This is a genomic window from Bacillus mesophilum, from assembly GCF_008923265.1.
In the GTDB taxonomy this organism is placed as follows: Bacteria; Bacillota; Bacilli; order Bacillales; family Cytobacillaceae; genus Cytobacillus; species Cytobacillus mesophilum.
In genome coordinates, this window is the sequence record NZ_WBOT01000004.1 from 364,096 (window position 1) to 379,251 (window position 15,156).

Sequence of the window (15,156 nt, forward strand, 5' to 3'; positions counted from 1 at the left end):
TGATCCAAATGAGAAGAATTGAAGTTTATCCATATTCCAAGCTATACGAACAGATGGGGCAGCCGGTAACGGTTGGCGATTCCAATATTGCATTATTCAAACTATCAAACGGTGACGTGCATGCAATAGAAAATAGGAGCCCCCATCCAAAAGGCGGTATTTTATCTGAGGGGCTTGTGAGCGGGCATTATGTTTTCTGTCCGCTCTATGATTGGAAAATCTCGCTGCTGGACGGACTTGTGCAAAGTCCAGATACCGGAAGCGTAAAAAAGTATGAAGTAGAAGTCGAGGATAATAAGGTTTATATTTTGCTGGATTAACGGAAAGGGTGAAGCATGATGAACAAAGGGAAGGTATTTTTAGTCGGAGCAGGACCAGGGGATCTGAAACTGATTACAGTAAAAGGGATGGATGCGATCACCAAGGCTGATGTCATTCTCTATGATCGATTGCTGAACCCGCAGCTATTAATGCAAGCAAAGGAAAATTGTGAATTCATTTATAGCGGCAAGCTGCCGGATCGCCATATTTTACGGCAAGAAACCATCAATCGTTTGCTGGTTGAAAAAGCACTGGAAGGAAAAATTGTCGTCCGCTTAAAAGGAGGAGATCCTTCCGTTTTTGGCCGGGTTGGTGAAGAAGCAGAAGAACTTGCTCTAAATGAAATTGAATACGAAATTGTGCCGGGAATCACTTCCGGCATTGCAGCAGCTGCCTATGCCGGCATTCCTGTAACACATCGGAACTATGCCGGATCATTTGCAGTTGTGACAGCCCATGATCAGTCAGCTGACGGCAAGCCAAGCATTAATTGGGCTGGACTTGCTCAAGGTGTTGATACGATTGCTTTTTATATGGGGATTAAAAACCTTCCTTTCATTTGCGAAAACTTAATAGCAAACGGAAAACCATCTGAAACACCAGTCATTTTAATTCAGTGGGGCACATATGGAAGACAAAAAACGCTAGAAGGCACACTTGCGACCATTGCGGAACTTGCAAAAGAACAGCAATTCTTAAATCCAGCGATAACACTAGTTGGTGAGATTGTGAAACTAAGAGAAAAATTGAACTGGTTTGAAAAGAAACCGATGTACGGAAGACAGATTCTGCTTGCCCGCTCAGGGGTGACAGAAAGCCGAATTGCTAATAAGCTTCGCGATCTTGGTGCAGATGTAATCGAATTTCCGAAAATGAAAGCCAAAAAAGAAAGAGCGGAACTGCCAAATCTCAGCGAGTACATTGACATTTTATTTTCCTCTCCAGAAAGTGTGGATGATTTCTTTGCCCTTTTAAAAGAGGAAAAACTGGACATTCGCTCTATCCCAAGGAATGTGTATGGCGCCTCAAGCAAGTCGATCGCAAAGCTTGCGCAATTCGGAATTATGGCATCAAATATGCCTAACGATATAGATCCAAATCAACTATTAATCATTGGCGAGAAAAACATAGAACAGGTATATGAAAATGCACATTACTTTTATACACATGAAATGATCATAGACGAGAACTATTTCCCAATTTATAACCGCCTGTTTGAGGACGCAGCGATAGAAAGTGTCATCATCCCGAGCAGCACGGCATTTACAACAATGATGACGGCGGCGAAGAAAATGAACATGGATCCAGTCTCCTTTTTAAAAGAGAAAATGCTATACTGTATGGGAAAAAAGAGCAGCAATGCTACTTCGAAATTAACGAATGAACAAATTACAATTCCCGAAAAGCCGACAGCTGATGAGCTGCTGCACATGATGATTTCTCAGGGCGAGGAGCTGACACGATGAAAGCAGTGTTATATATCGGGCATGGCAGCCGAAACTCCAGCAGCAATGAAGAATTCCATGCCTTTATTGGGCAAGTTATGCCGCATATTAATGCAGCCATACAGGAGGTCGGATTTCTTGAAAATGCGTCACCCTCCATTTCAGAAGCAGTTGCAGCATGTGTTGAAAAAGGTGCTTCAGAACTCCTGGTTATGCCTGTGCTGCTTTTAGCTGGTATTCACGGTAAAGAGGATATACCTGAAGAGATTGCAAAAATGAAGGAACGCTATCCAAATATGTTATTTCAGTATGGAAGAGAACTGGGAGCTGATCCTCTCGCTGCCAAAATATTGGCAGAGCGTGTGCAGGAAAAGCATTTTAGTGAAGATAACAGCAAAAAAGCGGTACTGCTGATCGGACATGGAAGCAGGGTAAAGGAGAGCGAAAGGCAACTATCAGAGCTTGGTAATCTATTGAAAGCAGATTTAAATAGCCAGCATGTTTTTCCCTGTTTTCTAAAAGAAAGCAGTCCAGGCTACAAGGAAGAACTGCAGAGTGCTGTGGAGTCAGGGTATGAAACGATATACACAATTCCACATCTGCTTTTTACCGGTATTATCACAAAAAGAATTAAGGAAATAGCAGATGGCACTTCTCCTAAAGTCATCCACTGCGACCCGCTTGGGTTTCATCCAAGACTGGCAGAACTGCTTGTAAAAAGAACGAAAGGGGAATTTGAGAGCTGATGCTGTATCCAATGATGATGAACTTAAAAGGAAAGAGTGCTGTAATCATTGGCGGAGGAGCCATTGCTGAACGGAAAGCGGCAGGACTCATTGAGGCAGGAGCAGCAGTGACAATCATTAGCCCTCAAGTGACAGCTGGTTTGTGTAAATTAATCTCCGAGGAAAAATGCACCTGGAAAGAAAAATGCTTTGAAAACAAAGATGCAGCAGGTTTTTTCATAATCATTGCCGCTACAGACAATCTATTGGTGAATCGAGAGGTGAAACAGGCCGCATCTGACAATCAGCTTGTGTTAATGATAGACGATCCCCATTTGTCTGATTTCCAAGTCCCTGCAATGGTTAGACGCGGAAAATTGACATTAACAGTTTCGACAGATGGAGCAAGTCCCAAGCTCGCAAAAAAGATAAAAAAACAGCTATCCCAAACGTATGATGAAAGATATGTAAACTATCTCGAGTTTCTGCAGCAGTCAAGGCGATTTATTCTAGAGAATGTTCGAGACCCAGCATGGAAAAGCCGCTTGCTGGAGCAGATGATCAGTGATGAATTTTTGCATGAAACCGACAGAAAGGCTGCATTTCAAAAACTATATGAGAGCTATTTAACGGGCATGGGGCAATCCAGAACACTATGAGGAAGATTATAACTATGCATATGTTGTCAAGTATAAAAAGAATAAAGAATAAATCCGACAAAAAACGTTTCTGATCCATCGGGTATCCGATTTTAATCGTTTTTATAATAAAGATAGGAAGGGGGAGAAGATATGCTGAAAAGAATGAATGAGGCTTTGGATTATATAGAAGTTCACTTGAATGATGAGATTGATTACAACGAAGTGGAAAAAATAACAGGAACCTCCATTTATCATTTTCGAAGAATGTTTTCTTTTCTAGCTGGCATGTCATTAGGAGAGTATGTCCGTAACCGCAAGCTTTCTAACGCTACTTTTGATCTGCAGAATGAAGGTAAAAGTGTCACAGAAACTGCCTTCAAATACGGATATGAATCTGTGGATGGATTTTCACGTGCATTCAGGGAATGGTCGGGAATCAATCCCTCAGAAGTTAAGAAGACAAACACGCTTAAAGCATTTCCTAAGCTCTCCTTCCAACTAACCATTCAGGGAGGAAACAATATGGATTATCGAATACAGCAAAAAGAAGCTTTTAAGATTGTTGGCGTTAAAAAGAGAGTTCCGATTAAATTCCAAGGAGAAAATCAGGAAATCATAAAATTAGCACAAAGCATTACACCTCAGCAAAGAGAACAAATGCGGAACTTGGCAAACATTGAGCCGCATCAAGTCGTAAATGCATCCTATCATTTCGATGTTGAGCGTATGGAGGAAAAGGGAAGCCTTGATCATATGATTGGTGTTTTAACAGACAGCCAATCGGATTTTGATGAGTTAGATGTAATTGAGGTGCCAAAACTAAATTGGGCTATATTTTCATCAAAAGGTGAGTTCCCAAAATCTATGCAAGAAACCTGGGGTAAAATAGCGGCAGAATGGCTTCCGTCTTCAGATTACGAATTAGTAGAAGCACCTGAGATCTCTTTTACAGGTGACTTATCGGATCGAAGCAATGTTAATAGTGAGATTTGGATTGCGGTGAAGAAGAGAATTAGTGTCTGATGGAGAGAACAGGTTAGGGGGAGGAAACTGATGCGAATTTTTTTCTCCAGACCGGAAAAACGAGCGACTGGCTTAAGAATAAATGCACGAATCCTTCCCGGCAGCCCCAAGTATGAAGGCTAAAGGGAAGGAAATACAGCCTGAATAAAAAGATGCATTATATAAAAGAAGCAGGAGCCGCATAGGTCCTGCTTCTTTATATAACCGCCCATTATAAACACCAACATAAAAAAATCCAATAGTAATAGTAATAGTAATAGTAATAGTAATAGTAATAGTAATAGTAAATGACCAAAAGGAAATAACGTTTATTAACAAATATTTATTGAAAAACAATAAATCTTTTTGTAAAATTGAATTAAAAGGAAATGAATGGGGGTATTTTATGAAACAAGGAAAGATCCTTTTGTTAAAGGCAGCCGTTTATGTTATGGGAATCGTTATCCTGTGTTTATGTGTTTTTGCTTTACCAACACTTGCTCATGAGGCAGCAGCTATGAATCCAGAGTTTGCTTACTTGCAGTATCCGGTGTTGATTGGTTTGTACCTTACAGCTATCCCCTTTTTTTATGCGCTCTATCAGGCATTAAAACTGCTGAATAATTTAATTAACAATCTTGTTTTTTCAAAAACAGCTGTACATTCGTTAGGCATGATTAAACACTGTGCAGGTTCTATTATCATAATTTATGTAATCGGAATGCTCTTTCTTGTAATGCAAAATGCACTGCATCCAGGTGTGGCATTAATAGGTCTAGCCATTCTCTTTTTAACAATAGTAATTCTCCTTTTTTCAGCTGTTCTTCAGGATCTTTTAAAAAAAGTAATGAGCTTTAAATCGGAAAATGAGTTGTTCATTTGATAAAGATTGGTCGAGTTTGCTTGAATATTCATAAAGGATCCTTATAAAGGATGCTTTTTTTTCGCTAAATAAATAACACAAGATAAACATACATCCGCTTCGAAAACTTCCCATCACTGGCCTTCTCATAAGTGCCCCTTTTAATTCCCACAACGAAAACAGCTAGCAAAACGAAATAAAAATGTGTAAAGTAAAAAGAGAATGAAGATGAGAAAGGATAATTCAATGAGCAAAAAAATGACTTCAGAGAAGAAAAGTAATTTAGTTAAGAAAATTTTAAGGGGATTAGCTGTTATTATCGGGGGCTTTATAACGGCATATGGATTAGAGGCCATTTTGATACCAAACTCTGTGTCTGACGGCGGGATTACAGGTCTTAGTATCGTTGGATCACAACTGATCGGCATTCCCTTGGGCGTTTTAATTGCCGTGTTAAATATTCCATTTGTCTTTCTGGGCTACAAACAAATCGGCAAAAGCTTTGCCATTTATTCTGTTATTGGGATTGCTTCATTGGCAGTCAGTACCGTTCTAATGCATCATATTACACCGATCATTGAAGGAGATACACTGCTTGTAACGGTAATTGGCGGTATTGTGATTGGTTTTGGGATGGGACTGGCTTTAAGAAATGGGGGAGCATTGGATGGCATTGATATGCTGGCTGTTTTGCTGTCCAGGAAATTGCCGTTTGGTACAAGTGACCTTATTTTATTCTTAAATATGTTTGTTTTTATTGTTGTTTCATTCGTCTTTGGCCTTCAAGGTGCTTTCCTTTCCGCCATCGCTTATTACATAGCTTCTAAAGTTATTCACGCTGTTGAAGAAGGATTAAGCGGTTCAAAAACGTATAAAATTCTTACAAGTAAACCGGAAATTATGGTTGAAACGATTCGCGACCGTTTAGGCCGCAGTTCTACTTATAATGAAGTGCAGGGCGGTTATACAAATGAAAAATTTAAAGAAATTACGTGTATTGTGAACCGCTTAGAAGATAGTAAAATGAAAGAAATCATCAATGAAATCGATCCAAATTCTTTCGTAGCTGTATACGATGTGGCCGAAGTAAAGGGCGGTAACTTTAAGAAACGTGATATTCATTAATGTCCTTAGCTGATACATCATTGCAGCATAAATTGAGGCTGAATCCTATTTGGATTCGGTCTTTTTTAGAAGATGCGTGTAGAGGACTAAATGTAGTTTATGAAAAAACTGGATGAGGAGGCGTATCGTGTGGAATTATTATTGATTAGGCATGGCCAATCAGAAGCAGATATACTTGATGTTCACGAAGGAAGAGCAGATTTCTCTTTAACTGAAATAGGGGAAGAACAAGCACGAAAAATGGCTCAGTTTGTGAAAGAACATTATAAACCGGAGATCATTCTTGCCAGTCCATTGAAGAGAGCGAAAAAAACTGCTGGTATTCTGCAAGAGGCAATCAGCTGTGAATTAATTGAAGAAGAGGATCTAATGGAGCTTCATAATGGAGTGTTAGCAGGACTCCCTAGAAAAGAAGCAATGATCAAATATCCTTTGCCAAAAGGCGGTCGTCCTCTTCATGTGCCGATTCCGGAAGGAGAATCGGAATTGGACTTCCGTTTAAGAGTCGAAAGAATATTTCATAAGATCATTCATGATTATCAGCAATACGGAAGGATCGCTGTCGTATCACATGGAGGCTTTATTTCTAATTTCTTCAAGGCGTTTTTAAATCTGCCAATTAATAGTGAGGCTATATTTTATACTGGTGATACAGGCATGCATCTTGTAGAGATCAGCGAAAGAGGAAGAATCATTAAGTTTCTTAATAAACAGGATCATCTAGTGTGATTGATTGAATGATTGGGGTAAAGCATTGACACTCTGCCCGCTGATTGAAATGAAATGGTGCAAGGCTCCTGCTCAGGAGAGTGAGAAGATGAGCATCGCTGTGAGAAAGCTCATCTCCCGCCCCGCTGGAAAGAGAGTACCATGCAGTCGAAATCACTTAATACTGCAATAAAATAAACTAGTTCACTTCCGTTGTCTTGGAATCCAGCAAATCATGAACGGCTTGCTCAATGCCATTATTCTTTCCGCCATACAGCTTTTTCTCAGGAACAATGACATATTCACAAGCATTGCTATTCAAATAACTATAGATAATCTGCGCTTCATCCAGCTCATCCTGATTGATTTCCTTCGGTGGCAGTGATTCTATTTTTATATAAGGCTGAAGATGGGTCTGTATCAATTGTTTAAGATGTGCCTCTCTTAAGTCATATATCTGTTTGTACAGCACTTTATTTCTTCTGATTAAAAACAGTTTCATCTTGTTTTCTTCTAAGTATTCCATTACAAGAATATAATTGTTTTCGTTTGTGAATTGGAGAACCTGCCCTTTTTTATATAGAATTTCTGCAGATTTCAGCCATGTTTTAATATCGGCAGCCATTTCAAAATGAAAGCCTGCTGCAGCTTCAATCATCTTTTCTTCCATCTCATGAAGGATCTTCGTATCTGTTCCGTGAAGTAAATCAATGATTTTATCTAAAATCCTCCGGTATTCCTCCATTGCTGAGCTTTTAAAACAAATCCCTATACACTTGCCAATTGTGTAGTTAAAGCAGGGTTTCCGATGATTCATTGGGTGATTACAATCCATTTTATAAAATAGCTTCATCCCGTTTAATGCGTTTTCTATGGTTCTTTGGCCGGTATAGGGTCCAAAGTAAAGGGAGCCATCGGCAATGTTTTTTGTGTTTGTCAGCTTAATAGACGGGGAGTGTGTATCCCGTTGAATTTTTAAATAAGAATAAGATTTAGGTGTTTTCATCTTTCTGTTATAGGTTGGCTTAAGTTCTTTAATTAGCTCACACTCAAGCATGAAAGCCTCAAATTCAGTATCCGTTAAAATATAGTCAAAGTCTGTTAAGTGATCAACTAATCTCTCAACTTTTTTTGTATGGTTCTTAGAGTGATTCATATAAGATTGCACTCTGCTTTTTAAACTTTTTGATTTTCCCACATATATAATATGATCCGATGAATCTTTCATTAAATATACACCTGGAGAAGAGGGAAGCTGCTTTGCCTTATCCTTGATATTTATCGTTAATCACTCCACTCTCAGTACTTTATATCATTGTACATTAGGATATTTAAAAAGAAGAAAAGAAAATAAGTCCTTATAAAGAAAAACATAACAAAATATCAGTCATGAACCCCCGCTTAAACGTATAAGTTACCGTAGGAGGTGTTCATTCAGTGGTTACTTTTTTATCCATAACTGTTGCAGTCCTTTTTCTCTTAATCGCTATTTTTCAGGTGCTGCTGGCACTTGGTTTTCCGTTAGGTGAGTTTGCGCTTGGAGGCTTTCATAAGGTCCTGCCGAAAAAATGGCGTTTTGTGAGTATAGGAAATGCCGTTATTTTAATTTTATTTGCATGGATTTTTTTACAGCATGCATATATCTTAGAAAGTATTTTGCCTTTTTCAACACATGTATTTGTTTGGATCATTGCCATTTTTCTAGCATTAAACTCCATCGCAAATCTGTTCTCTGTTAGTAAAAAAGAGAAATACGTCATGACCCCTTTATCTGCTGCCGCCTGTATCTTATGTTTCTGGATTGCTCTATTATAAAACGTTCTGATAGGTGGTGTCGTATGAACAAATTAGCATCAAAATGTTTCTTTAGAAAAGAATACCTCACAATAGATGGGCACAAACACGGCATGTTTATCGAAGGTACGAGTCCCGATCACCCAGTTATGCTGTATCTTCACGGAGGGCCAGGCTATCCGCAATATCCAATGATCCAATCTGCAGGTTTAAATTGGAGTGACTATGTGACTGTATGCTATTGGGATCAGCGGGCAGCAGGCATGTCTTACAATTCAAAAACGCAGGGAACATTGACAATTGAACGATTTGTTCAAGATGCACTAGTCGTCACCGCTTTTTTAAAAAGGGAATATAAAAAAGAGAAAATCTATTTGTTTGGACATTCTTGGGGAACGTTAATAGGCTCTATTTTAGCAAGCACGTACCCAGAGCATTTTATTGCCTATATTGGTGCGGGACAAATGGGAAGGCATCTGCATTCCAATGCAGATACGGTGGAATTCCTTTTGGAAACGGCAATTGAAAGAGGCGACCAAAAGGCTGAAGAGGAAATTCAAAAGGTGCAGATTGATGAGCATTTTTATAAGGATAATCAATATCGGAAGGTGTTCAGCCGTTATTTAATCAAATACGGAGGAGGAATGAAGAGAGCTGATTATTCACAAATGAAAAGTTTGTTAGAATTATTTTCGTGCAGAAGGTATACCTGGAGAGAAAAGCTGAATATTCCAAAGGGGATTTTTACGAGCTATGAGGCATTTGCAGAACAGCTGGCGAAGCTTGATGTGGCCGAGCTTGCACATGAGTTTAAAATTCCGGTATACGTTGTGCAGGGAAAATATGATTATCAAACCTCTTATAAAGAAGCAAAGCGATTTTTTGATAGCATCACAGCACCTTATAAAAAAATGTATACGTTTGAAAACTCTGCACATTCCCCATTTTTAGAGGAACAAGAAACATTCATGGAAATCTTTAAAGATGAAATCCTCTTAATGCAGAAATAAATGAAGAGGCTGTCCAAGTGTTTTACTTTTGGAGGCCTCTTTATGATTTGCAAATGTATTAATTATTTAAATCATGTAAACCAGGTGCATGCTCATTTGGCATATCTGGAAGCTCAGGAACTGGATAACCTTTAGGCGGTTCAGTTACTGCAAGTTCTCCGCCATTTCTGCTTGGCGTTGTGCCAGAAAAAACTTCACCGATTCTTGTTTGATCAAGACGGAAATTAAATTGAGCATTGTGGAAGCCCATATCCACATATTTGCGGCATTCAGGATATTTATTTAGGTCATAGTTAGGAACAGGGAATGTTTTGCCCCAATCAACACCCAATGTTTCTAAAGCTTTAGCGAAAGCATTTTGATGAGCGTTATCACGGACCATTAAGAAAGCGATTGTTTCTCTTAATGTTTTGTTGCTGCTCATTTCATAAATGCGTGATTTTTGCAGAACACCTGTTGATTCGAGGACAACATTATTAAGAAGATTGGCAACTAGATTTCCATGATCATAAACCCATGAGCCATTCCACGGATTTCCGCCAGCATCAACAGGCAGTGATGCTTTTGCGCCCATAATATAATGATGAGGGTTTGCTCCAGATTGGATCACATCGTCAAGCGGTGCCCCATCAGATGCTTGATTTCCTGGAAGCTCGCCTCCAGATTCATTCAGCAGCTGGTTAATAGTAGTCTGTACAAGCTCAATATGACTGAGTTCCTCTAGAAATACACCTCTGATTAGATCACGATACTGCTTTGCATTTCCTCTAAAATTTGCACTTTGAAAAGAGAACTGCATCATGGTTCTCATTTCCCCAAATTGTCCTCCAAGTGCTTCCTGCAGAACCTTTGCTGCAGAAGGATCTGGACGATCAGGAACAATCATATTAATTAAATCTTCACGATAAAAATACACGGCACCAACCGCCTTTCTTATAAATTCACATTTATTTTGCCTAAGAAAAAATTTCCTATACAGGCTGATTAAATGATTTTTGCTGATAAAAGAATAATGATGAAAAATTTAAAAACTTTAGCATAGGCTGTTTTCGCTATGAATTTAAATGAGTAGAAGTTCATTTCCGCGGGGAGGGGCGGAGAGTGGCATCTATCACTTTTTCATTTCAATCAACAGGCATAGTGCTAAATTGATTTTCTTAAAAATTTTGAGAATGAAAAATAGGCGGAGGAATTCCGCTTAAATCGTAAAATCACTTAAAATCTGCCTAAATAGACGGATATATTCCGACTAACTGACCAAAAAACGTGCAAATGAGCGATTTTATTCAACATAGTCGGAAAACCTCCCCTTATTTCGCCGGAAAATAGATCAATTTTGGAAATAAGGGTAAAACCTCCGCTTATTGTGACTGCTTCATCTGGTAGGGCAGGATTGGGAGAAGAATAGCCTGTCTAGTAATGGGAGATACGAAAAACTTCAATAATTTATCACTCTCCCTTGGAGATCTTGTATTATCCAATTTTCTTAGGGCTGGTAATTGGAATAGGTGCACCGCCGTATTTAGCAGGCTTAGTATGTCCAGATATTTATATTGTAGATGAAGAAAACATCATTTCCATATGGAAAACAAGTATAAATAATAACTGAGATTCTTTCCTTTACATACCCTTTAGGGGTATGTTATTCTGAGTATAAGTTAGGAGGGATTAGTATTGGAGAATTCCTGTTGTGATACTGGTCATATAAATTCTGACCGAAGAAGTCATCATTCTGAAGAGGTTAAAAAGAATCTAACTTCCCGCTTAAATCGCATTGAAGGTCAGATACGAGGCATCAAAGGGATGATTGAGAAGGATGTTTATTGTGATGATGTTATTACACAGCTAGCTGCGACTCAATCGGCACTGAATAGTGTAGCTAAGATTTTATTAGAAGGCCATCTAAAAGGCTGTGTAGTTAACCGGCTTTCAGAAGGCGATCTAGAGGTATTAGATGAATTTGTAGTTACCGTTCAAAAGTTAATGAAAAAATAATTATATTTTTTTAGGTTTATATATACCCCTATAGTGTATATAGTGATAAATATAACATCATGTTAAGGAGAGAATACTTATGAAAAATGTAACGTTAAATGTACAAGGAATGTCATGCGGACATTGTGTAAAAGCGGTAGAAGGCAGTGTTGGTGAATTAACTGGTGTTGAACAAGTAACTGTAAAATTAGATGATGCGCAAGTAGAAGTTGTTTATAATGAATCACAAGTTTCTCTTGAAAAAATTAAAGAGACGATTGATGATCAAGGATATGACGTAGAATAAGAGTGCTTCTATAGCACTCTCTCATTTTAATAAATATATACCCCTATAAGGTATGCGAGGTGAAAGGTATGAGCTCTCTAGCCAATGAAGCCAAAGAAGCTAATATACAAATTACAGGTATGACCTGTGCAGCATGTGCGACCCGGATTGAAAAAGGTTTAAACAAAATGGAGGGTGTACAGTCTGCAAACGTCAACCTAGCTCTCGAAAAGTCTTCCATTAAATATGATCCATCAAAATTAAGTGCTGCAGATTTTGAGAAAAAAATAGAAGCACTTGGCTATGGCGTTGTAAAAGAAAAAGCAGAATTCGAAATTACAGGCATGACCTGTGCAGCATGCTCCTCCAGGATTGAAAAAGGACTAAATAAAATGGAGGGCATTGCCTCAGCAAATGTCAACTTAGCACTGGAAAAAGCTACGGTTGAATTTAACCCAACCGAAGTAAGCATCGGAGACATTATTGGGAAAGTGGAGAAACTGGGTTACGGTGCACACCAAAAAAAAGATGACAAGAAAGAACAAGTAGATCATCGGGAACAGGCAATTAAAAGTCAGCAGAAAAAATTCATTATTTCTGCCATTCTATCACTGCCTCTTCTTTGGACGATGTTCGGACACTTTTCATTTACATCGTTTATGTATGTACCTGATCTATTGATGAATCCATGGTTCCAAATGCTATTAGCAACACCAGTTCAATTTATTATTGGTAAGCAATTTTACGTTGGTGCTTATAAAGCACTTCGAAATGGAAGCGCCAATATGGATGTACTTGTTGTAATGGGTACATCAGCCGCTTACTTCTATAGTGTCTATCAGGCGATTGTTTCGGTTGGAGAACATCATGGTCCGCATCTTTATTTTGAAACAAGTGCAGTGTTAATCACACTCATTCTTTTAGGAAAATTATTCGAAGCAAAAGCAAAAGGTCGTTCATCTGAAGCAATCAAAAAACTAATGGGGCTTCAAGCAAAAACAGCGATCGTTTTACGTGAAGGAGCAGAAAAAGAAGTTCCTTTAGAAGAAGTCGTGATTGGCGACACCATCCTGGTAAAACCAGGAGAAAAGATTCCTGTGGATGGTGAAGTTTTAGAAGGAACAACAGCTGTAGATGAATCCATGCTGACAGGTGAAAGCCTGCCAGTTGATAAACAGACAGGCGATGTTTTATACGGTTCTACTATTAATAAAAATGGTTTCATTAAAATGACAGCAACAAAAGTGGGCCGAGATACAGCATTAGCGCAAATTATCAAGGTTGTCGAAGATGCACAAGGTTCAAAAGCACCGATTCAGCGTCTGGCCGACCAAATTTCAGGCATATTTGTTCCGATCGTAGTTGGGATTGCCATTCTGACATTTCTTGTTTGGATTATTTGGGTTCAGCCTGGAGAGTTTACGCCGGCATTGGAAGTATTAATTGCCGTGCTTGTTATTGCTTGTCCATGTGCTTTAGGGTTAGCAACGCCTACTTCTATAATGGCAGGAAGCGGGCGTGCAGCTGAATTCGGCATTCTTTTCAAAGGCGGAGAACACCTGGAGCAAACCCAAGGCATTGATACTGTTGTTGTTGATAAAACAGGTACTATCACACATGGGAAACCGGTTTTAACGGATGTTTTAACAGCTGAAGGCCAGGATGAGGAACAATTTTTATCCTATATTGGCACAGCTGAAAAACAATCTGAACATCCATTGGCAGAAGCAATTGTCCAAGGAATTCAGGAAAAAGGCATTGAACTTGGAGATGTTCAATACTTCGAAGCCATTCCTGGCTATGGTGTGCAAGCGACGATCTCAGGTCAGGCTGTAATTGTTGGTACACGGAAGCTTATGCAGCAGTATGGTGTTGATGTTAAAGCGGTTCTATCATCAATGGAAAAATTAGAAAGCGACGGCAAAACAGCGATGCTTGCGGCAATCAATGGTCAGTACGCTGGAATAGTAGCTGTTGCAGATACCATTAAAGATACTTCCCGCCATGCTATTCGCCGCTTACAGGATATGGGCATTAATGTCATTATGATGACAGGTGATAACCAGCGGACAGCAGATGCAATCGGGAAAGAAGTTGGCGTCAATTCAGTGATCGCTGAAGTGCTTCCTGAAGGCAAAGCAGAAGAAGTGAAAAAACTGCAGGAGCAAGGAAAGAAAGTAGCGATGGTTGGAGATGGAATTAATGACGCACCAGCACTTGCGACAGCAGATGTGGGGATGGCGATTGGCACTGGTACGGATGTAGCTATGGAAGCAGCCGATATCACACTTATTCGCGGAGATCTAAATAGTATTGCGGACGCAATTCTCATGAGCCGCAAAACGATGCGCAATATTAAACAAAACCTATTCTGGGCATTTGCCTACAACACAATTGGAATTCCAATTGCCGCAATCGGCTTGCTTGCACCATGGGTGGCAGGAGCAGCTATGGCATTCAGCTCCGTATCTGTTGTCTTAAACGCATTGCGATTACAGAGAGTTAAATTATAAAAAAACAAATGAAGAGTAAACTGCCTGATCGCAGTTTACTCTTTCATTCATATAGGGGTGTGAGAGAATGCAAGAAACACAGAAAAAAGTAAAAATGGCGATTAACGGCGGGATAACGTTTGGAGCCAAACTGAATGCGAAACAGCTTGTGACGATCACAGAATACATGAATGATGAAGATGAACTGGAGTTAACCACCTTTCAGCAGCTTTATATAGAGGTTCAAGAAAGCAAGGTTGAAGAAGTCGAGGCAAAGCTTCGAGAGGTTGGATTGTCCTGTTACCCGGTTGGAAACTATGTAAAAAGCTTAAGAACATGCAACTTTTGCAAAGGTTCAGAAGAAGAAGGCATGCCCGCAGCAATTGAATTAAATAACCGCATTGCCGGAAAGCCGGTTCCGTTTACTCTTCGGCCAGCATACACAGGATGTCCGGTGGGTTGTGGAGAGCCGCTTGTAAATGATATTGGCGTCATGAAAATTAAGGAGGGGTATCATCTATATCTTGGCGGTAAAGCAAAAGGAAAAGATGCGCATGTGGGTACTTTATTCATGGAGAATTTAACACCAGAAATGCTTTATAAAGCAGTTGAGAACATACTGGATATCTATGCTGAATATGGGAAGAAGAGAGAGCCATTCTTCAAGTTTCTGAATCGATTTGGGCTTGAAAACTTGAGAAATCTCGTGGCACTATAATGATCGACCAATCATAAAATTTTTGCTAATCTTAAAGTGAGTAAGTCTAGAAA

16 protein-coding genes are annotated in these 15,156 nt (G+C 39.3%); 14 read left to right on the forward strand and 2 right to left on the reverse strand.

Translation table 11 applies throughout. The features are described from left to right. Positions 1–8 precede the first annotated feature (8 nt). From nirD to F7732_RS14955, 8 genes are all read left to right on the forward strand, one after another. The gene (gene nirD, locus F7732_RS14920; protein WP_151574811.1) at positions 9–320 is read left to right on the forward strand and encodes a nitrite reductase small subunit NirD; all 312 of its coding nucleotides are present in this window, start codon (positions 9–11) and stop codon (positions 318–320) included. Positions 321–338: 18 nt separating this feature from the next. After that, a complete protein-coding gene (cobA, locus tag F7732_RS14925) occupies positions 339–1,787 on the forward strand; it encodes a uroporphyrinogen-III C-methyltransferase (protein ID WP_161598891.1) in 1,449 nt (482 codons plus the stop codon). Continuing rightward, positions 1,784–2,512: a sirohydrochlorin chelatase gene (locus F7732_RS14930; protein WP_151574813.1), complete on the forward strand. Its 729-nt coding sequence runs from the start codon at positions 1,784–1,786 to the stop codon at positions 2,510–2,512. The genes cobA and F7732_RS14930 overlap by 4 nt, the downstream gene beginning before the upstream one ends. Continuing rightward, positions 2,512–3,150: an NAD(P)-binding protein gene (locus F7732_RS14935; RefSeq protein WP_151574814.1), complete on the forward strand. Its 639-nt coding sequence runs from the start codon at positions 2,512–2,514 to the stop codon at positions 3,148–3,150. The genes F7732_RS14930 and F7732_RS14935 overlap by 1 nt, the downstream gene beginning before the upstream one ends. 132 nt (positions 3,151–3,282) lie before the next feature. After that, positions 3,283–4,155, forward strand: a complete 873-nt coding sequence (locus F7732_RS14940) for an AraC family transcriptional regulator (RefSeq protein WP_151574815.1) — start codon at positions 3,283–3,285, stop codon at positions 4,153–4,155. 385 nt (positions 4,156–4,540) lie between these two features. Further along, complete coding sequence (locus tag F7732_RS14945) at positions 4,541–5,017, forward strand: DUF2975 domain-containing protein (RefSeq protein ID WP_151574816.1); 477 nt, start codon at positions 4,541–4,543, stop codon at positions 5,015–5,017. Between the two features lie 237 nt (positions 5,018–5,254). Next, on the forward strand, positions 5,255–6,121 hold the full coding sequence (locus tag F7732_RS14950) for a YitT family protein (RefSeq protein ID WP_192913041.1): 867 nt from the start codon (positions 5,255–5,257) through the stop codon (positions 6,119–6,121). A gap of 129 nt (positions 6,122–6,250) precedes the next feature. After that, complete coding sequence (locus F7732_RS14955; RefSeq protein ID WP_151574817.1) at positions 6,251–6,850, forward strand: histidine phosphatase family protein; 600 nt, start codon at positions 6,251–6,253, stop codon at positions 6,848–6,850. Between the two features lie 178 nt (positions 6,851–7,028). Here the strand turns inward: F7732_RS14955 and F7732_RS14960 are convergent, their stop codons facing one another. Continuing rightward, positions 7,029–8,111: a GIY-YIG nuclease family protein gene (locus F7732_RS14960; RefSeq protein ID WP_338024116.1), complete on the reverse strand. Its 1,083-nt coding sequence runs from the start codon at positions 8,109–8,111 to the stop codon at positions 7,029–7,031. 155 nt (positions 8,112–8,266) lie between these two features. Between F7732_RS14960 and F7732_RS14965 the strand changes: the two genes are divergently transcribed. Together F7732_RS14965 and F7732_RS14970 are read left to right on the forward strand one after the other, a co-directional pair. Further along, a complete protein-coding gene (locus tag F7732_RS14965; protein ID WP_151574819.1) occupies positions 8,267–8,644 on the forward strand; it encodes a hypothetical protein in 378 nt (125 codons plus the stop codon). Positions 8,645–8,667: 23 nt separating this feature from the next. After that, positions 8,668–9,633 carry an alpha/beta fold hydrolase gene (locus F7732_RS14970; RefSeq protein ID WP_151574820.1) on the forward strand — a complete coding sequence of 322 codons (966 nt, stop codon included), beginning with the start codon at positions 8,668–8,670 and terminating at the stop codon, positions 9,631–9,633. Positions 9,634–9,691: 58 nt separating this feature from the next. Here the strand turns inward: F7732_RS14970 and F7732_RS14975 are convergent, their stop codons facing one another. After that, the gene (locus F7732_RS14975) at positions 9,692–10,549 is read right to left on the reverse strand and encodes a manganese catalase family protein (RefSeq protein ID WP_066449433.1); all 858 of its coding nucleotides are present in this window, start codon (positions 10,547–10,549) and stop codon (positions 9,692–9,694) included. 758 nt (positions 10,550–11,307) lie between these two features. On the opposite strand from F7732_RS14975, the gene F7732_RS14980 reads away from it, so the two are divergent. The 4 genes from F7732_RS14980 to F7732_RS14995 all read left to right on the forward strand — a co-directional run bounded on the left by F7732_RS14980 (position 11,308) and on the right by F7732_RS14995 (position 15,103). Further along, positions 11,308–11,628 carry a metal-sensitive transcriptional regulator gene (locus F7732_RS14980; protein WP_151574821.1) on the forward strand — a complete coding sequence of 107 codons (321 nt, stop codon included), beginning with the start codon at positions 11,308–11,310 and terminating at the stop codon, positions 11,626–11,628. Positions 11,629–11,707: 79 nt separating this feature from the next. Beyond that, positions 11,708–11,914 (forward strand): copper chaperone CopZ, encoded by a 207-nt coding sequence (copZ, locus tag F7732_RS14985; RefSeq protein ID WP_066449423.1) that lies wholly within the window; start codon positions 11,708–11,710, stop codon positions 11,912–11,914. A 68-nt stretch (positions 11,915–11,982) separates the two neighbouring features. After that, a complete protein-coding gene (locus F7732_RS14990; protein ID WP_151574822.1) occupies positions 11,983–14,406 on the forward strand; it encodes a heavy metal translocating P-type ATPase in 2,424 nt (807 codons plus the stop codon). A gap of 67 nt (positions 14,407–14,473) precedes the next feature. Next, positions 14,474–15,103 (forward strand): NAD(P)/FAD-dependent oxidoreductase, encoded by a 630-nt coding sequence (locus F7732_RS14995; RefSeq protein WP_151574823.1) that lies wholly within the window; start codon positions 14,474–14,476, stop codon positions 15,101–15,103. Positions 15,104–15,156: the final 53 nt, after the last annotated feature.